Here is an 18,140-nt window from a genome sequence, read left to right on the forward strand (position 1 = left end):
AGTGTTCGCCGCGTGTGTGGAGTGTCTGAGGGGGTGGCGGGATGGCGCACACTTGGAGGGCGTTGTCAGTGGGGCCTGTCACTCTCTGTGATGGCTGGCGGGCAAGGCGCCAGCGACGTACGTGGTCGAAGGAGGGTGCATGACCGGCACTGAGGCGGAGTTCACTTCAATCGAGATCTGTGCTGGAGCCGGCGGGCAGGCCATCGGCCTGCACGCAGCCGGTTTCAGGCACCTTGCTCTCGTCGAGATCGACAAGAACGCAAGGGAAACGCTCCGGCAGAACATCGAAGCGCGGCCGGACTGGGGCTGGGAGAAGCTGCATTGTGACCTCAGTCACGCTGATGTCACGAAGTTCGAGCCGCTGGAGAGCGTGAAGACGGAGGGCGGTCTGATCAAGCCCGAGGACCTCGATCTGCTGGCCGGTGGAGTGCCGTGCCCGCCCTTCTCGCACGCAGGCAAGCAGCTCGGCAAGGACGACGAGCGGGATCTCTTCCCACGGATGCTGTACCTCGTCGAGAAGCTGCGTCCGCGCGCTGTGATGATCGAAAATGTGCGGGGCATTCTGGACCCGAAGTTCTCGGACTACCGGGACTACATCAAGGCCAGGCTCCAGAGTGGCGACTACCGCGCTGAGGACGGCTCTCTCGTGCATGACGAGGGGCTTGGGTACAGGGTGTGCCACTGGGGTCTCCTGGAGGCGAGCGACTTCGGAGTTCCGCAGTTGAGGCCGAGGGCGATCCTCGTCGCGATCCGCGAGGACGTCCTCAAGGATGACGTCAAGTACGAATGGCCGACTCCGACTCACGAGCACGCGGTGAGTGTCGTGGAAGCGCTGGCTGAGTCGATGGAACAGCGATACAAGGCGCACTATGACGGCCCCCGGGACCGGGAAGCCCGCGAGGCCTACGCGCGATGGCACACCAAGGCGACGAAGCGTCACGAGGAGCTGCAGGCTAAGGACAGCGCAGGCATCGCCCCTACGCTCGTCGGAGGGTCGAAGAAACACGGCGGCGCCGACCTCGGCCCGAGCAGGGCCAAGGCGGCCTGGAAGCAGCTGGGCGTCTCGGGACTCGGTGTGGCCAACGGCATCGAGTTGTCCAGGAAGAAGGGGTCCGAGGGACGTGACCTCTTCGGCGCCGACGGGCCGATGCTGACCGTAGAGCAGGCGGCGATCATCCAGGGCTTCCCCGGCGACTGGATCTTCGACGGCGGCAAGACGGCTCAGTACCGACAGGTCGGAAACGCCTTTCCGCCGCCGGTTGCCGAGGCCGTCGGCCGGTCGATCATGGATGTCCTGAAGGCCGCCCGCGAGCGGGACGCACAGAACTCCTGATCACGTCGTGCCCGTGCCCCGTGCACGGGCACGACGTTTGTCCACCTCAGCGGCGATCTGTACGGCGCATTCCTCTGACGGTTCGTGCTCCCAGAAGCGGAGCACCGTCCAGCCGGCGTCTTCCAGACGCTGGTCGGTGTCCCGGTCACGGGCCATGTTCCTGGCAACCTTGTCTGACCAGTAGCCCGGATTCGTCTTTGGCGGCACATAGTGCTCAGGGCATCCGTGCCAGTAGCAGCCGTCAATGAACACGGCTACCTTCACTGGACGGAAGACGATGTCTGCCGTCCGGCGCAGTTCGGGCAGCGGCCTGGCCGCTACCCGATAGCGCAGCCCTTGGGCGTGCAGCAGCCGCCGTACCAGCTGCTCCGGCTTGGTATCCCGGCTACGGATCGCCTGCATGTTCCGGCGACGCGACTCTGACGAGGCCCACGAGCCTTCTGGCGGAGACCATTCTGCGCCGGTGTCTTGCTGGGTCATCGAATGCAGCCCTCCGGCTACCAGCCTGCCAGAGTGTGGGCCAGTCTTTCGTACGGGAGAACCCTGCCCTGCTCCACGCACTCGTGCCAGTCGTCTTTCTGCTGCTTGCTGCCCACGTCCTGAACGGCTTTGGACAGTGAGTCGAAGGCGATGTGGTAGACCGCATCGACCTCGCCTGTTCCACGTGCGATGGCTGCGATCCGGCTGGGCATCGGCTCTGCCGTCACCGCCACGAGATGAGGCAGGCGACCGCGGCGGTGCCTGATCATCTGGAGGAACTCATGCCGGATGTTCTGGACACGGTCGGACCGGATCGTCCATTTGCACGACACAGCCGCATGCAGGAACGGTCGGGGATCTCCTAGCAGGGGCGAATCGTCAACCCCCACGGTCACGTCGGGCTTGATCAGGTAGTCACGTCCCAGCTCGGTCCTCAGCTCCGGGTATTTCTTCAGGAGCTTGGACAGTTTGGCGAGATGGTCGTACTGGCCGAAGGCAGTGACGACCTGCTTGTGGTCGACCTGCCACTTCCGCTGGCTGTCCATGTGTGCAAGCTTGCCGGCGAGGTCGTCGCGCACCGCTACCTCGAGAGCTGGACCGGGCTCGGCGGGAGTTGCCGCGAGGATCTCGCGGGGGATCCCCAGGTCATCGAGTATGGCCGCGGCCAGCAGCTTGGAGGGGGTGCTGCTCGTGTCCGCACTGTTGGCCACGAGGGCCCCGGAATCCAGGAGCTTCCACCCGAGCAGCTGGGTGGCGAAAGGCGCACTCATCAGGCGGGCTCACTTATTGGTTGACGGAAGAGACGGAGCGGTTGCGGGGGCTTCGTCAGGCAAGGCGCACGCCCAGTGCCGACCGTCCAGCATGGCGCTGGGCCGATTGCCAGGAGATGACACCTCGACTACGCGAGCACTCACGAACTCTCCCTCCCGGGGTACGGGAATCTCGAGATCTGAGGCGATCCGCCGGTGGCTTTCGTAGTCCCCCATGATGAGGATGCCCTCATCGCGCAGAGCTGATCGCGCACCGCCGTTTCCACGGACGCGCTTCATGTAGTCCTTCTGCTGTGCAACCGTGCGGACCACGTTCCGGCTGATCCGCCGCCTCTGGTGCAGGCGGAACAGCTGATTGAGCCGTGCCTGGCCAGAGCCGGCGGCGAAGACCGCCGCCCGGTCATCCGGGTCCATATGAAGAAGGGCGTTCTCGGGAAGCTCCTGCTGGTGCCACAGCCAGAGGATCCTGTTCCGGTGCTCCGCCTTGATCGTCAGCTTCTTGTCGCGGTTGTTTCCTGCGTTCAGCCACAGCTCGTCGATCCGCAGGAGACCGGCACTCCACTGGCTCTTGTAGTCGTCCGCCCATACGAGGAGACACAGATGACCCAGCGCCTCAGGAGGGATCATCCAGCCGCCGAACTGCTGCGAGTACTTGCAGTCCACCTCGATCCCGGCGATCTGGTAGTCCATGTCGATGCCGTCGTCGAACGTGAACTCGCGTTGCAGATTGATTTCGACGAGCGTGCCCGCGTGGGTCTTCTCGGTCTTGAACAGCGTCTTCCAGTCGTAGCGTCCGGTCACCTCGCCGTTGAGCAGCTGGTCGATGGTGTTGCGCAGGACTGCAGCAAAACGAAGTCCCTCCGGGTCGAGCTGGAGGAGCTTGCGGTAAACAGCGGCCAGTTCCGCGTCCTGGGCCAGGAGCGGCAGAACATGGATGTTGGACGCGGCTGTTATGTCCAGGGGGAGCACGGAAGGGTTCCTGTCTGATCAGCTGGATGAAACCGGCTTGCCTGGACGGTTACGGCTCGTCACGCAGCCCCGACCGCTTTGCCTGGTAGCGGAGCAGGCGCAGCGAGGAGTCGTTTGCCGCCGTCGGCGGGATGACCGTGAAGGCCAGGAACGCCTGGGAGGGGTCTGCCACGCCATGCGGTGCAGCGGAGCGGAGCTTCGCGTCGTCGTCGGTCTCCACGACCGCATAAAGCAGCACGATGCCGGTGCTGGTTCCGAGGGCAAGCGGCCCCGGGCGCAGCGTGTCAGCCTGGGCTTCGTTGATCAGGGCCTGGGCCCACCGCCGATGCTCAAGGCCTGAGATTCGCCCGAAGGCCACTTTCCCCAGCTGGCGGCTACGACGGACGAGCGAGGCAGGACCGTGACCCAGGAGGGTGCCCTCGATGCGGCGGCTCGGAGTTGTCTGGGGCGCCACCAGCAGCCAGTTGTCGACGGCAGCCAGTGAACCATCCAGCTGCGCCAGATAGTTGAGGTGAGGGGTGAAGTGGTTGTCGCCCTCCCATTCCAGCTGGCTCAGCACGCTGATGAGTTCGGCATGTGGCACGAGAGCCGTGGTCGCCTGGAAGGTCCGCGTGAGCGGGCTGCTGCTGTCAGGCGGAAGGGTAAGGGTGACGGGATCGGCCTCGAAGACGTGAAGCAGCGGCCGCCACCGCTCGGTGTTGCGCCGGGTCTGCATCGCACCCAGCGGGTAGGCGGCCGGCTCGATCGGCTTGCCGGGGGACCGGATTTCGACGAGCTCGGAATTGAACATCTTGTTCCGCGCCGAGGGCCTGATCAGCGCCAGGTGCTGCGAAACAAGGGGCAGCATCCGCTCCGGGGTCAGCTGGGGTTCGCCATCGACCATGGTTGCGTACTGCGCAAGCTGAGCTCGGAACACCTCCTCGTCCTGGCAGATGGCCTCGAACGCCTCGTAGAGGTCAAGCGTCTTGCCCTTGCCGTAGGGCTCGTCACGGCCAATGTAGAGGCGCACCAGGTCGCGGTACTGATCCCGGAAACCGAACCAGCGGCCCATCTGCATCAGCGTGTCTGCCTGCTGGGTCTTGCGCCGGTAGTACGTGACCGTCAACCCCTCCACAGTGAAGCCTCGGGAGAGCTTCGTGCCGCCGACGAGGATCTTCCAGACGTTGGGGGTGCGATCGAAGTCGAGATCGGCCTGCTCGTAGTCACGTTCCTTGTCACCGTTGACGATGATGACCGGATCGCTTCCCAGGCTGATGAGCCGGCGCGCGCTGCTGATGAAGGGCTTGAGGACCTCGTAGGACTCCGGGACGGGTGCACCTTCGGCCCGGGCGTCACAGACCGGCTTGAAGTCCTCCTGGAAGAGCTTCGCCAGCCGCTCGTGTGCGGCGCTGCTGCCGTAGAACTCGCGCCACGCCCCATTCAGACGCTGGGCGAGGGCCTTGTGGTCCGCCATGCGCACGGAGTCGTGGACGAGCATGGTGTGGTGGCGGTACTTGCTCTCCGGTACGCCCTGGCTGATGCGGTAGAGCTTGACCGCGCCCGAGAGGATGAACGCGTCCAGGGCTTCCAGAAGCCGGTCGTCTGTACCGTCGTGAACACCGCGGACGTGGGCCTTCTCCTGTGAGTTGGCGAAGGTCCGCTCGTTTGCGGGGACCGCCGAGTCCAGGTCGTGGAAGTCCTGGACTCCCATGTAGCCCACGGGGCGGGGCAAGGAGATGAGGAAGTCCCTCGGGAAGATGTCCTGGGCGTCGTCCGGGTCGATGAAGACGTTGGCGAAAGGCGTTGCCGTGTACCCGACGTACTGAGCCCGCGGGAGCAGCTTGAGGAGCTGGGAGATCAGTCCGTTGATGGCGGTGCGGGTCTCCTCGCCTTCCGTCTGCTTGGTCGGGTTGACCGTGTTCACGGATGCCTGGTCGGACTCGTCATCGATGATCAGAACCGGGAGCTCGCCGAGGATGTTTCCCACCCTCTTGAGGTCCGTGACCAGCTTGGTCAGGACGTCCTTGTTCTTCTTCACCACCATGACGCGGGCTGCCGAGGGATGCAGGTTCACCGGGTCGTGCAGGGGACGGGTGGGGTCGCTCTTCGGGATGTCCAGAGCGCTGATGCCCTGGCCCAGGCCTTGGTAGTCGTCGGCGCGCGTCGTCAGCCGCTCGATGTCGAAGGCCCCGCGGTCGGACGGCCGGCCGTCGTGGGAGACGAACTTGGCAGGCCAGTCCTCGTCGTCCTGGTAGTCGACACCGATCAGGCTGTCGATGTCGTCGGGGCTGATACCACGGAGAATGTTCTCCCTGCCGATCAGCTCCATGTCCAGTCGCCGTTGGGTCTGGCCGCGCAGGAGATTGAGAGTTCCGCCGAGGACTATGACGAGCCGGTATCCGGCGTCGACGGCCTTGGCGATGACACCGGTGAAGTTGGCTGTCTTGCCTGACTGTACGTAGCCGACCACGAGGCCGCGCGCACTGTACGCCTCGGCCCGGGTGGGATCGGCCAGCCGCTCCACCACACTGTGCGAGGCCTGGTCGAGACTTGCGATGGCGGCTTCGCTCCAGCCCTTGTCCCGCAAGACCCGCTCGTACGCTGACCAGTAGAAGGACCGTGCTGTGCTCTTCTGCTTGGTGTACCAGGGAGTGAAGTCCTTGCTGATGACCACGGGCCGAGTACCCGCGACGAGAGGCACAGCCACGTCGAGCGCCTTGCAGACCTCGTCGGCGAAGCCGAGCTTCGCGTAGGTGTCGGACCGCCTCTCTTCGGTTCCAGCAAGGGCGGCAGACCAGGGCGCGGATTCGGTCATGTCCCAGGACATCAGCTTCTGAGTCCAGAGCGCCGTGAACTCGGGCTGCCCGGCCAGGAGCAGGCTGCGGAACTCCTCCAGGTCTCCGTCAGCCGGCTCCTCCAGGTCGGAGACAGCGAAGGCGATCTTGGCGAAGTCCTTCGGACCACGGCTCATGGCACCCAGGGCATCAAGGTGGAGGTTGAGCAGACTGTTGTTCACTAGAGCGCCTCTCCGCGGGTCAGCTCGCAGTGGACAGCGGACAGCAGAATGCTGTTCCACAGCGCCATCTCGTCATCTCGTTGTGCACTGGAGCGGCCCATGCGGAAGTTCTTCTCCAACATGAGATAGAGCATGGCCTTGAGGACCGGAGCGTCGTTCGAACCTGCCCGGCGTTCCCCGTTGAAGGCTTGCCGGAACTCCTTGTTCAGACGTACGACGTGCTCCTCGCGGTCGATGTCGAAGAAGACGTCGGAGGGCAGCGCTTCCCAGCGGAAGGTGATCGGGTCCTCGCCCTCCAGGGCGGGGAGCTCGTCGCGGAGCGTTCTCTTCAGCTTCGGGTCGACGCCCTTGCCCGGGGGGATGACCTCTTTGCGTTGGACTTCGGTCGACCGGCGCGCCGCGTCGCGGTAGACCTTCTCTGCCTCGGACAGGTACTGGGTGAAGCTGCTGCCGCCGCTGTCTGTTGCCTGCTCCAGGCCACGTGCAAACGCTGGAGTGACGTTGATCCCGTCCTTCTTCACCGTGAGTGAGAAGACGCGGTTCGGCTGAGAGGGGAGATCGATGGCGATCCGGGCGAGGTGGTGATGCGTCTCGCCGCTACGGGTTCCGTTCCATCCTCCGGCCTGTACCAGGCGATCGTTCCGGTAGATGTAGAAGCCCTGACGCTCAGCGAGTGCGCCGATGCCCCGGAAGGCTACGAGGGGGGACTTGGGCGGCCAGATGTGGGCTTCGAGCTCCAGGTCCCCGACTCCCTCGACGGGAGCTGTGTACGTACGGGGATAGCCGGCCCGTCCGGGGATGCGGTAGCCGAACGGGTTGATCGCTTCGACCCCGCGGTGGTCAAGTTCTTCCCGGGTTCTCACGTCTTCCACGACGATGTCGATGTGGAAGTCGTCCCGTGCCAGGAAGCGGTGGAGGTACAGCCCTAGGTGGGTTTCCAGCCGTTCGATCGTCTCGTTCAGGAAGCGGTCGGTCTGGCCTGCTGTGATGGTCCAGAAGGCCCGTACACCGTCCCACCTGACGATCGTGCCGTGCCAGCCGATCACACCGTCGTAACGGTCAACGAGGTCCTGGCAGTACCTGGAGTCGACGATGTCGCACGTGAAATCCTCGTGTGCCCGGGCAGTGAGCCAGCGTCGGCCCGTGGAAGGGCTGCGCTTGGTGCGGCTGATCACCGTCAGGGCATCGGCGTGCGACAGAGAGGCTGCCTTCAGTCCGGCCCCGAAGTGGCCCAGCGCGTCAGCGGAGTACTCCTGCTGCCCGCCCACGGTCATGGCGACATCGAGTGTCTCGTCGTTCATGCCGTGGCCGTCGTCGACCACGAGGAGGCTCACGAGGCGGTCGTCATCGCGCGAGAAGCTCACAACGACGTTCTTCGCGCCGGCGTCGATCGAGTTGTCGATGAGGTCGGCGATGGCGGCTTCGAAACCGTAGCCCTGATGTGTCAGCGACTCCACATACCTGGCGGCTGGCGGTAGGCGCTTGCTCCCGCTCGTGGGCACGTCGAACTGCCAGTCAGGGCCGGACTCGTAAGGCAAGTGGCTTCCTCGCACACAGGACTGACCTGTGCAGGATTGCGGCCAGTCTTACAGCAACGTGACGCGCATGACGTTACTCCAACCGGCTGACACGCCGCGAGGAAACGGTCAAGAAAGCTGCAGGTCAGTCGCCCCCGTGGCACTCCCCATAAGTCCGCCCCGACCCGCACCAGCAGGCCGCCCCCCGGGCCGGGGGCCACGACGTCGCGCGGGCTCGGGCTGCCAGGGTTGTGGCGTACTGGGGGAGGAGGTCCGGGTTCGAGGGGTGGGTGGCTTCCGAGGCGGCGAAGGCTTCGTAGGAGGGGACCGTCGCGCGGACGATGCCCAGGTTCGGGGTGCCCGCGGCCGACAGTTCGCGGAGGGACGCCTCGATGTCCGTCAGGTGGGCCCGGTACGTGGGGTACTCCGCCTCCAGTTCCGGGTACGCCGCCAGGAGCTCGTCCAGTTCCGGTTCCGGCCAGTGCAGGACCGCCACCGGGAACGGGCGCGACAGGGCCGTGCGGTAGGTGCCCAGTTCCGAGCGGAGGCGGGTGATCTCGGCCTGGAGTTCCGCCGGGTCCGAGGAGCCCAGCGACCACAGGCGCTTCGGGTCGTGGAGTTCGTCGAGGCCGACGGCGCCCGTGTGCAGGCGGTCCGCCAGGTCGTCCCAGTCGTCGTGGTCCCTCGCCAGCATCCGCCGGATGCGGTGCCTGGTCGTGAGCAGGGACTGGGTGCTGTGGGGGAGGTCCTCCGCGGGCGTCAGGAGCGTCGCCGCCTCGGTCAGGGTCGACTCCGCCGCCTCCAGCTCGTCGTGCGCCTCCAGCGTCTCCGCGGCGATCTGCCAGGGCGCCGCGTCCGCCGGCCGCGTCCGCCGGATGCCGTCGATGATCGCCCGGGCCTCCGCCTCGTGCCCGTACTCCCACAGGTTCGCCGCCTTCAGCGCCCTGATCAGGTGGGGGTTCGCCGGCTCTCCGGACAGGAGGGTGTCGTAGAGGGCCGTCGCGGCCTCGCGGTCTCCGGCCAGTTCGTGGTGCGCCGCCGCCTGGAGGTACAGCGGTTCCCGGTCTCCCGGGTACTGCGCGGCCGTGCGCAGCAGGCGCTCGGCTTCGGTGGTGTGGGCGGCAGGCGTGTCGGGGCGCATGCCCTCCACCGTACTGCTGTACGGGCCTGGAGAGTTGGCGCCTCAGCGCTTATCGTGCCCCGCGTGCGGGCCAGGGTGCGGGAGCGGGTGCCGGTCGTCGTCCAGTCGGGAGGACGGTCCCGTCCGGGCGCCCGCGCGCTGTGGCTCGGTGCCGAGACCGCCGTGACCTGTGGGGTTCTCGTCCTCCTTCTCGTCGTCCATCAGCTCTGGTGGACCAATCGCGAGGCCCGCGCCGAGGCCCTCGACCAGGTGCGTGTCCTGGAGCGGGAGTGGGACATCTCTCCTGAGGGGGAGTCCGAGGGGGAGTCTTCGGGGGCGTCTGAGGTGGAGTCTTCGGGGGGATCCGAGGTGGAGTCTTCTGCGGGGGCTTCCGGGGCGCCCTCGGTGGGGTCTTCCGCGGAGGCTTCCCCCGGGGCTTCCGGCGAGTCCGGCGCCGCGTCCCCTTCGCCCTCCGCCGCCTTCGCCGTCCTCCGCATCCCCCGGCTCGGGCTCACCGTTCCCGTCGCCGAGGGCGTCTCCAAGCGGGGCGTCCTCGACAAGGGGTACGCCGGGCACTATCCCGGCACCGCCTCCCCCGGGAGCGTCGGGAACTTCGCGCTCGCCGGGCACCGGAACACGCACGGCGAGCCCTTCCGGTACATCAACCGGCTCCGGGACGGGGACGAGATCCTCGTGCGCACGCGGGCGCGTAGCTTCGTCTATCGCGTCGATCTCGTCCTGGCCTCCACCGCTCCCCGGGACGTCGGGGTCATCCGGGCCGTGCCCCGGTCCCTCGTCAGGCCCTCCTACGGGTACTCCGCGCCCGGGGCCTATCTCACCCTCACCACCTGCACCCCCGAGTTCACCAGCACCTACCGGCTCGTCGTCTGGGCGAAGCTGGTGTCGGCGCGGTGATCAGCGCCGCCCGCGCCCCAGGGCGAGGGTGAGCGCCGCTCCGGTGAGTGCCAGGGCCGCCGAGACGAGCAGCGCCGTGTCCGGGTCGGTCGTCACCAGGGCCAGGGTGAGGGCCACTCCCGCCGAGGAGCCGATGTAGCGGGCGGTGTTGTTGGCGCCCGAGCCCATCGCCGCGCGCTCCGGCGGCACCGAGTCGACCGCGAGCCGGGGCAGCGCCGCGTTCAGGAGGCCGCTGCCCACGCCCGCCACCACGAGGCCGGGGAGGAGCCGCGGCCAGGGGCCGTCCAGGGCGCCGAGCAGCGTGAGGGCCCCCGCCGCCGACAGGGCGAAGCCCACCGCCAGCTGGTACGGGGCGGAGAGCCGGCCCGCGAGGCGGCGGGCCTGCAGCGCCGCGGTGAACGCGGTGCCCGACCAGAGCAGGAACAGCACCGCCGCGCCCAGGGGCGACATCCCGGCCCCGCCCTGGAGGAGCGCGGGCACCACGCTGAACAGGCCGATCACCGCCAGGCCCGTGAACAGCGCGCCGAGCGTCGACGCCAGGAACGCGGGCCGCCGCAGCAGCGCCAGGTCGATCATGGGCGTACGGCTCCGGTGCTCGACCGCCACGAACAGTGCCGTCAGCGCGGCGGACGCGAGGAGGAGGAGCCCCACCGGGGCCCGCAGCCACCCGTCCCGGCCGAGGGTGAGGGCGGTGAGCAGGGCCGTCAGGGCCAGGCCGAGGGCCACGGCTCCCGCCACGTCGGGGCGGGGCGCGCCCGGCACCCTCGCCTCCGGCGCCAGGGTCCGTGCCCCCGCGGCCGCGGTCACGAGCGCCGCCGCGCCCAGCGTCCCGTACGCCAGGCGCCAGTCGGCCAGGCTCAGCGCGCCCGCGAGGAGCGGGCCGAGGGCGATGCCGCCGCTGACGGCCGCGCCCCAGATCCCGGTGGCCCTGATCCGGTCCCGGCCCGCCGGGTGGGCGTGGGCCAGGAGGCCGAGGCTGCCCGCGAGGACGGCCGCGCTCGCGGCGCCCTGGGCGATCCGGGCCAGGGTGAAGGCGAGGGTCGAGCCGGCGAGGGCGCCGAGCGCGGTGGTGAGGCCGAGCGCGAGGGTGCCGAGCAGGAAGACCCTGCGCCGTCCGTGCGCGTCGGCGAGGCTGCCGGCGACCAGGAGGAGGACGGCGAGGCCGAGCGGGGTGCCGTTGAGCAGCCATGCCTGGGCGGAGGCCGGGGTCCCGAAGGCGGCGGCCATGTCGGGGAGGGTCAGCATCGGGGCCGTGTAGTTCATGAGCGCGACGGCGGTGGCGGCGGCCGTGACGGCGAGGGTGGCCCCGGGGCGGCCGGTCCGGGCGGGAGCGCCGGTCCGTGTCGTGGTGGCGAGCTGCGGCATGGCGGGAACCTCCACCGGTCGGTTTCGGCGAACGGACTCGGGGCGGCGAGGCCGCCTGGTCGGTTCGTTCAATGAACTCACACTACCAGGGTCGGTTCGGTGAATGAACCTTCTGCGTTACGATGGGTCCCATGGCTCTCGGCAAGGACTACGCCCTCCAGCAGTGCTCCATCGCCCGCGCCCTGGAGGTCATCGGCGAACGCTGGACCCTGCTCGTCGTCCGCGACGCCTTCTACGGCGTCCGCCGCTACAGCGACTTCCTCGTCCACCTCGGCGCCCCCCGAGCGGTCCTCGCGGCCCGCCTCCAGGCCCTCGTCGACGCCGGCGTCCTCGACCGGCGGCGCTACCAGGACTCGCCCCCGCGCGACGAGTACGTCCTCACCGCGCGCGGCCTCGCCCTCTGGCCCGTCCTGCGCTCGCTCGGCACCTGGGGCCGCACCGAGGTCCCCGGGACCGTGCCGCTCCGCCACTTCCACCACGCCGACTGCGGCACCGAGCTCGGCCCGCACGACGACTGCCCCTCCTGCCGCGTCCCCGTACCGCTCGCCGACATCGAGGTGCGGCCCGGCGCCGGACTCGACCCCGACCCCGCGGATCCCGTCAGTCGCGCCCTCCTCCGGCCCCGCCGCCTCCTGACCCCCTTGGACCACGCACACACGTGAGGCGGATCGGGAACTTCCCGGCGTCCCCGCGCGTCCTCCTCCTGAGAAGATCGCGACAGCGCGCGACAGCGGCACCGGAAGGAGGTGGCGGGATGACGATCAGGGCCCTGGTCCTGCGCATCGTCGCGCCCCTGTTCTTCCTGCTCGCCCTCGCCGACCTGCTCCTGTCCGACGGCGCGAGCCTCTCCGCCGCCGTCGCCCTCGCCGCCACCGGCGTCGTCTGCGCGCTCTTCGGGGCCCGCACGGCGCCCGCCGCGCCGCCCGCCGCCGTCCGCACGGCCATCCGCGACCGCGAGCGGCGCACCGCCTTCCTGCCCCAGCGCGATCCCGACGCCCGCGGGCGCCGCAGACCGCGAGCTCCCGGCCGTCCCCTCCCGACGGCCGCGTAGGGAGCCCGCACCACCGCACCCGTACGGCGAGCACCCCTCGCGGATCCGTCATGCCGAATTCACCGCTTCCGGCACGACGAGACCCCACGGAGGGCTCCCTTGAACGTCTTCGCTTCCCTGGTCGAGCAGCTCGCCGACCTGCTCCAGCCGCTCTTCGCCACCACCGCCACGGCCGCCGCGATCGTCCTCTTCACCCTGCTCGTACGACTCGCGGTCCACCCGCTCTCCCGGGCCGCCGCGCGCGGCCAGAAGGCCCGCACCCGGCTCGCCCCGCAGCTCGCCGCGCTCCGCAAGAAGCACGCCAAGAACCCCGAGCGGATGCAGAAGGCGATCATGGAGCTGCACGCCGAGGAGAAGGTCTCGCCGCTCGCCGGCTGCCTGCCGAGCCTGCTCCAGGCGCCCGCCTTCTTCCTGATGTACCACCTCTTCTCCAGCGGGCGGATGGCCGGACACAGCCTGTTCGCCGCCCCGCTCGGCGACCACTACGCCGACGCGCTCGCCGACGGGGGCGTGTTCGGCCCGGCCGGCCTGGTCTACCTCGTGCTCTTCGCGATCGTCGGCGCCGTCGCCACGTACACCTACCTCCGCGCCAGGCGGCAGCCGGTCGCGGTCGCCGTCGAGCCCGGCCAGCCGGGGGCCGCGGTGGCCGCGGGCATGGCCCGGTACCTGCCGCTGCTCTCCTTCGCGACGCTGATCTCGGTCGCGGTCGTCCCGCTCGCCGCCGCCCTCTACATCGTCACCAGCACCACCTGGACCGCCGTCGAGCGGGCCTTCCTCTACCGGGACATGCCTCAGGCGGCCCTGGTTACTCCCGCGTAAGGGTCCAGTGTGTGAACGGGGTCTTGCAGAGTGACCCGTTGTCTTGGAGGATCGACCAATCCTCCGATGGCCGCACTCCATCGGCCGGGGCACCTCAGGGCCCTTCCCGGGCCCTCCTCGACCACAGGGAGAAGACCATGAAGCTGCTGCGTGTCGGCCCGCCGGGAGCCGAACGTCCCGCCCTGCTCGACCAGGACGGAACGCTCCGCGACCTGTCCGCCCTCGTCGACGACATCGACGGCAGTCTGCTCGCCGACGCCTCCGCCCTCGACCGCGTCCGCGGCGCGGCCGCCGCCGGCGTGCTGCCCGCGCTCGACGCCACCGGCCTGCGCGTCGGCCCGCCGGTCGCCCGGATCGGGAAGGTCGTGTGCATCGGGCTGAACTACCACGGGCACGCCGCCGAGACCGGTCAGGCCACCCCCGCCGAGCCCGTCGTCTTCCTCAAGGCCGCCGACACCGTCGTCGGCCCGGACGACACCGTGCTCGTACCCCGCGGCTCGGTGAAGACCGACTGGGAGGTCGAGCTCGCGATCGTCATCGGCCGCACGGCGCGCTACCTGGAGACCGACGAGGAGGCCCTCGCGCACGTCGCCGGGTACGCGGTCGCCCACGACGTCTCCGAGCGCGAGTTCCAGATCGAGCGCGGCGGCACCTGGGACAAGGGCAAGAACTGCGAGACCTTCAACCCGCTCGGCCCCTGGCTCGTCACCGCCGACGAGGTGCCCGACCCGCAGGACCTCGGCCTGAAGCTCTGGGTCAACGGCGAGCTCAAGCAGGACGGGCACACCTCGGACCAGATCTTCCCGGTCGCGGAGGTCGTCCGGTACGTCAGCCGGTTCATGACCCTCTACCCGGGCGACATCATCAACACCGGTACGCCCGCGGGCGTCGCCATGGGGCAGCCGGAGCCCAAGCCGTACCTGCGTCCCGGCGACGTCGTCGAGCTGGAGGTCGAGGGCCTCGGCCGGCAGCGCCAGGAGCTCAAAGGCGCCTGACCTCAGGAGCGGTCGCTGACCGCACGGGTGCGAAATCGGCGGCGTTCCGCGTGGGACGTCGCCATTTTCGTACCCTTTTTGCATATTGCCCGATATGGAAAGAATCTCGTACGAGCGTCGACGCGACCGGCGCCGACTCGCCCTCATCGCCGCGTCCACGGTCGGGGCCACCGCCCTCGTCGGCGTGCTGGCCGTCACCGGGCACGCCGACCCCCTGCCCGGCGGCCTCGGCCCGTGCAAGCCGGGCAACTGCCCCACGCGGTACCCCGACGACAACGGCAGCGGCACCGTCACCTACCGCGACAACAACATCAACGTGTTCGTCGGCGGCGACTTCCTCGTCCGCGAGGCGGCGGCGGAGGCCGAGGGCAAGATCGTCGTCCTCGGCGGCTTCGACCAGAAGAAGAGGGCCGGGGTCTCGGCCGTCTACAACGTCGGCGTCGCCGGTGTCGGCTCGCGCGTCCCGCCCGTCAACGGCACCGACTTCCTCACCGTCGGCAAGAACCTGACGGTGGCCGACCAGCAGCGCCTCCTCGCGGAGGAGGGCACGGTCAGCGGCGTCGTACGGTACGGGGGCGCCCTCTCCGGCACGGTGAGCCCGACGCCGGTCCACGACACGGCGGCCGCCGACCCGTACAAGGCGCTCCGGGGGCAGCTCACCGACGCCAGCCAGTGCTACGCGTACGTGAACGGGGCCTCCCGCACCCCGACGGGCACCGCGTCCAACAACGACTACGAGACGCTCTTCACCGGGGACGGCACCTCGGCGCTCCAGGTCTTCAACGTCGACTTCGACCTGGAGTCGGCGAGGGGCGGCCAGCAGGGCATCCGCTTCGCGAGGATCCCGGCCGGCGCGACGGTCCTCGTCAACGTCCTCGGCGCGGACCGCACGGTCGACTCGTACATCAACCAGCTGCCGGACGGCCTGCGCGAGCGGGTGCTGTGGAACTTCCCCGACGCGGCGACGGTCAGGTTCGAGGGCACGGCCCAGTTCGCGGGCAGCGTGCTGATCGGCAATCAGGCCAGTACGACGACGGTGACGATGCCCGGCATGAACGGACGCTTCTTCACCACCGGCAACCTGACCCACTCCTCGGAGAGCGCGGGCGGCGGGGGTCAGGAGATCCACGCCTACCCGTTCGACGGCGACCTGCCGTCCTGCACGGACCCCACCCCGACGCCGACGCCGACCGAGCCGACGCCCACCCCGACGGACCCGACGCCCACCCCGACGGACCCGACGCCGACCCCGACCGACCCGACTCCCACGCCGACCGACCCCACGCCCACCCCCACTCCCACCGACCCCACGAACGGCGGCTGGACCACGGGCGGTTCCGACGGCGGCTGGACCACGGGCGGGTCGTCCACCGGCGGCGGTGACACCGGCTCGGGATCCGGCTCGGGATCCAACTCCGGCTACGGCGACAACGGCTACGGCGACAACGGCTACGGCGACTCCGGCGGGCACCACGGCCCCCAGGGCGAGCTGTCCGAGACCGGCGCCGGCACCGGGAAGCTCGTCATCGGCGCGACCGCGGTCGCCCTCGGTCTCGGCGGCGGCGCGCTGGTGTTCGTCGCGCGCCGGCGGAGGCGTTCGGGCTGAGCGGCCGCTACAGGGAGACCACGCGCCCCTCGCGCGCCGAGAGCCGCGCCGCCTCAAGGACGTCGAGGGCGGCCGCCGCCTCGTGCGCGGTGACCGGGTTCTCACCGGTGCCGCGCACGGCGGCGGCGACGGCCGCGTAGTACGCCGGGTAGTCGCCGGGCAGCGACTCCACCGGAGTGCCGCCGCCCGTCAACGGCGACTCCCCGGCGCCGATCCGGCCCCACAGCGCCTCGGGTTCGGCGCCCCAGACGGCACCGGGCCCGGGCCGCAGCCCCTCGCGGAGGGCGGCCTCCTGGGGGTCGAGCCCGTACTTCACGAAACCCGCCCGCTGCCCGAGGACCCGGAAGCGGGGGCCGAGCTGGGCGGCGGTGGCGCTCACGTACAGATGCGAACGGACCCCGTTCGCGTGGGTGAGCGCGAGGAACGTGTCGTCGTCGGCCTCGGCGCCCGGCCGGCGCACGTCCGACTCGGCGTACACGGACACCACCGGGCCGAAGAGCACGAGCGCCTGGTCGACGACGTGGCTGCCCAGGTCGTACAGGAGCCCGCCGATCTCCTCGGGCGCGCCGGACTCGCGCCAGCCGCCCTTGGGCCGCGGGCGCCACCGCTCGAAGCGGGACTCGAAGCGCTGGACCTCGCCGAGCTCGCCCTCGTCGATGAGCCGGCGCAGCGTGCGGAAGTCGTTGTCCCAGCGGCGGTTCTGGAAGACCGAGAGGAGCAGGCCGCGTTCCTCGGCGAGGGCGGCGAGCGCGCGGGCCTCGGCGGCGGTCCCGGCGAGCGGCTTGTCGACGACGACCGGGATCCCGGCCTCCAGGGCGGCGGTGGCGACGGCGACGTGCGTCTTGTTGGGGGAGGCGACGACGACCAGGTCCAGCTCCTCGGCCCCCTGCCGCCACAGCTCCTCGGGGCGGGCGGCGACCCGGACGCCGGGGTGGGCGGCGCGGGCCTCGGCGGCCCGCTCGGGGTCGCCGGTGGTGACGGCGGAGAGGGCGAGGTCCTCGGAGGCGGCGATGAGCGGGGCGTGGAAGACGGAGCCCGCGAGGCCGTAGCCGACGAGTCCGACGCGGAGGGGGGTCATGGGGCCCACTTAAGCAACGCGGTTGCCAAAGTGCAAGCGACGACGACAATGGGGGAGTGAGGAATCAGAACGTACGGGTGCCGGCTGTGCGCGGCCCCAACGCGGCGCTCGTGCTCGACCTGCTGCGGACGGCGGGCGGGACCGGGATCAGCCGCCTCGAACTGGCCGAGCGGACCGGGCTCACGCCACAGGCCGTCAGCAAGATCACCGCCCGGCTGCGGGCCGAGGGCCTCGCGACGGAGGCGGGCCACCGCGCCTCGACCGGAGGCAAGCCCCGTACCGTCCTGTGCCTGGTGCCCTCCGCCGCGCACGCCGTCGGGGTCCACCTCGACCGCGACGAGCTGACCTCCCTCCTCACGGACCTCGCGGGCACGGTCCTCGAGGTCCGCCGCCGCCCCCTGGACCTGGGCGCGGGGGCGGGCCCGGTCCTGGACGCGGTGGAGGGCGAGGTGCGGGCGCTGCTCGGCGCGGCCCCCTCCGCCACGACCCTCCTCGGCGTCGGGGTCGCCATGCCCGGGCCGCTGGACCACCGGGCCGGGGTGCCGGGCCGGGTGACGGGCTTCCCCGCGTGGGCCGGCCATCCGGTACGGGACGAGCTGGCGGCGCGCCTCGGACTGCCCGTCGTCCTCGACAAGGACACCAACGCCGCCGCGCTCGGCCTCGCCCTGCGCCCCGCAGCCCCCGGCTCCTTCGCCTACGTCCACCTCGGTACGGGGCTCGGCGCCGGGCTTGTCCTCGGCGGGGCGCCGCTGCGTGGGGACCGGACCGGGGCGGGCGAGCTCGGCCACCAGACCGTGCAGCTCGACGGGCCGCCGTGCGGCTGCGGCGGGCGCGGCTGCCTGGAGGTCCTGTGCCTGGGGGCGGTCGCGCGCGGCGATCGCGCCGAGGCGGCGCGGATCCTGGGCACGGGGGCGGCCAACCTCGTCCGGCTGCTCGACATCGACCAGGTCCTGCTGGGCGGGCGGGTGGTGCTCGCCGATCCCGAGGTCTTCGCGGAGGGCGTGCGGAGGGTGCTGACCGGCCTCGGTCTGACGACCCCGGTGCGCCTCGCGACGCGCCGGGACGCGGTGGCGGAGGGCGCGGCCTGGCTGACCCTCGCGCCGGCCTTCGGGAGGTGAGCGCACGGG

At 70.2% G+C, this 18,140-nt stretch carries 16 protein-coding genes; 8 read left to right on the top strand and 8 right to left on the bottom strand.

The annotated features are described in order from the left end of the window. The first annotated feature begins 139 nt into the window (after positions 1 to 139). On the top strand, positions 140 to 1,333 hold the full coding sequence (locus ABTY59_RS04370) for a DNA cytosine methyltransferase (protein ID WP_352017384.1): 1,194 nt from the start codon (positions 140 to 142) through the stop codon (positions 1,331 to 1,333). Here the strand turns inward: ABTY59_RS04370 and ABTY59_RS04375 are convergent, their stop codons facing one another. The 6 genes from ABTY59_RS04375 to ABTY59_RS04400 all read right to left on the bottom strand — a co-directional run bounded on the left by ABTY59_RS04375 (position 1,334) and on the right by ABTY59_RS04400 (position 9,205). Further along, positions 1,334 to 1,813 (bottom strand): very short patch repair endonuclease, encoded by a 480-nt coding sequence (locus ABTY59_RS04375; RefSeq protein ID WP_352017385.1) that lies wholly within the window; start codon positions 1,811 to 1,813, stop codon positions 1,334 to 1,336. 17 nt (positions 1,814 to 1,830) lie between these two features. After that, on the bottom strand, positions 1,831 to 2,583 hold the full coding sequence (locus ABTY59_RS04380; RefSeq protein ID WP_352017386.1) for an NgoMIV family type II restriction endonuclease: 753 nt from the start codon (positions 2,581 to 2,583) through the stop codon (positions 1,831 to 1,833). A gap of 9 nt (positions 2,584 to 2,592) precedes the next feature. Further along, positions 2,593 to 3,552 (bottom strand): NaeI family type II restriction endonuclease, encoded by a 960-nt coding sequence (locus ABTY59_RS04385; protein WP_352017387.1) that lies wholly within the window; start codon positions 3,550 to 3,552, stop codon positions 2,593 to 2,595. A 49-nt stretch (positions 3,553 to 3,601) separates the two neighbouring features. Beyond that, the gene (locus ABTY59_RS04390) at positions 3,602 to 6,547 is read right to left on the bottom strand and encodes a Z1 domain-containing protein (RefSeq protein ID WP_352017388.1); all 2,946 of its coding nucleotides are present in this window, start codon (positions 6,545 to 6,547) and stop codon (positions 3,602 to 3,604) included. Further along, the gene (locus ABTY59_RS04395) at positions 6,547 to 8,085 is read right to left on the bottom strand and encodes an ATP-binding protein (protein ID WP_352017389.1); all 1,539 of its coding nucleotides are present in this window, start codon (positions 8,083 to 8,085) and stop codon (positions 6,547 to 6,549) included. Before ABTY59_RS04395 ends, ABTY59_RS04390 begins: the two co-directional genes overlap by 1 nt. A gap of 124 nt (positions 8,086 to 8,209) precedes the next feature. Then, positions 8,210 to 9,205: an SEC-C metal-binding domain-containing protein gene (locus ABTY59_RS04400; RefSeq protein WP_352017390.1), complete on the bottom strand. Its 996-nt coding sequence runs from the start codon at positions 9,203 to 9,205 to the stop codon at positions 8,210 to 8,212. 63 nt (positions 9,206 to 9,268) lie between these two features. Here ABTY59_RS04400 and ABTY59_RS04405 point away from each other — a divergent pair, with 63 nt between their 5' ends. Continuing rightward, positions 9,269 to 10,099, top strand: a complete 831-nt coding sequence (locus ABTY59_RS04405; RefSeq protein WP_352017391.1) for a class E sortase — start codon at positions 9,269 to 9,271, stop codon at positions 10,097 to 10,099. Here the strand turns inward: ABTY59_RS04405 and ABTY59_RS04410 are convergent, their stop codons facing one another. Then, positions 10,100 to 11,464, bottom strand: a complete 1,365-nt coding sequence (locus tag ABTY59_RS04410) for an MFS transporter (protein WP_352017392.1) — start codon at positions 11,462 to 11,464, stop codon at positions 10,100 to 10,102. Positions 11,465 to 11,595: 131 nt separating this feature from the next. On the opposite strand from ABTY59_RS04410, the gene ABTY59_RS04415 reads away from it, so the two are divergent. The 5 genes from ABTY59_RS04415 (at position 11,596) to ABTY59_RS04435 (ending at position 15,935) form a co-directional block, all read left to right on the top strand. Continuing rightward, complete coding sequence (locus tag ABTY59_RS04415; protein ID WP_352017393.1) at positions 11,596 to 12,126, top strand: winged helix-turn-helix transcriptional regulator; 531 nt, start codon at positions 11,596 to 11,598, stop codon at positions 12,124 to 12,126. Positions 12,127 to 12,218: 92 nt separating this feature from the next. Then, positions 12,219 to 12,515, top strand: a complete 297-nt coding sequence (locus tag ABTY59_RS04420) for a DUF6412 domain-containing protein (RefSeq protein WP_352017394.1) — start codon at positions 12,219 to 12,221, stop codon at positions 12,513 to 12,515. 99 nt (positions 12,516 to 12,614) lie between these two features. Further along, the gene (locus ABTY59_RS04425) at positions 12,615 to 13,334 is read left to right on the top strand and encodes a YidC/Oxa1 family membrane protein insertase (protein WP_352017395.1); all 720 of its coding nucleotides are present in this window, start codon (positions 12,615 to 12,617) and stop codon (positions 13,332 to 13,334) included. A 137-nt stretch (positions 13,335 to 13,471) separates the two neighbouring features. Next, a complete protein-coding gene (locus ABTY59_RS04430; RefSeq protein ID WP_352017396.1) occupies positions 13,472 to 14,329 on the top strand; it encodes a fumarylacetoacetate hydrolase family protein in 858 nt (285 codons plus the stop codon). A 94-nt stretch (positions 14,330 to 14,423) separates the two neighbouring features. Next, positions 14,424 to 15,935 (top strand): choice-of-anchor A family protein, encoded by a 1,512-nt coding sequence (locus tag ABTY59_RS04435; RefSeq protein WP_352017397.1) that lies wholly within the window; start codon positions 14,424 to 14,426, stop codon positions 15,933 to 15,935. A 7-nt stretch (positions 15,936 to 15,942) separates the two neighbouring features. On the opposite strand, the gene ABTY59_RS04440 is transcribed toward ABTY59_RS04435, so the two are convergent. After that, entirely contained in the window at positions 15,943 to 17,013 is a 1,071-nt protein-coding gene (locus ABTY59_RS04440) for a Gfo/Idh/MocA family oxidoreductase (RefSeq protein WP_352017398.1), read from the bottom strand. Between the two features lie 56 nt (positions 17,014 to 17,069). Here ABTY59_RS04440 and ABTY59_RS04445 point away from each other — a divergent pair, with 56 nt between their 5' ends. After that, a complete protein-coding gene (locus ABTY59_RS04445; RefSeq protein ID WP_352017399.1) occupies positions 17,070 to 18,131 on the top strand; it encodes an ROK family transcriptional regulator in 1,062 nt (353 codons plus the stop codon). The last annotated feature ends 9 nt before the right edge of the window (positions 18,132 to 18,140 follow it).

It is taken from the genome of Streptomyces sp. NPDC096079, assembly GCF_040303145.1.
Classification (GTDB): Bacteria; Actinomycetota; Actinomycetes; order Streptomycetales; family Streptomycetaceae; genus Streptomyces.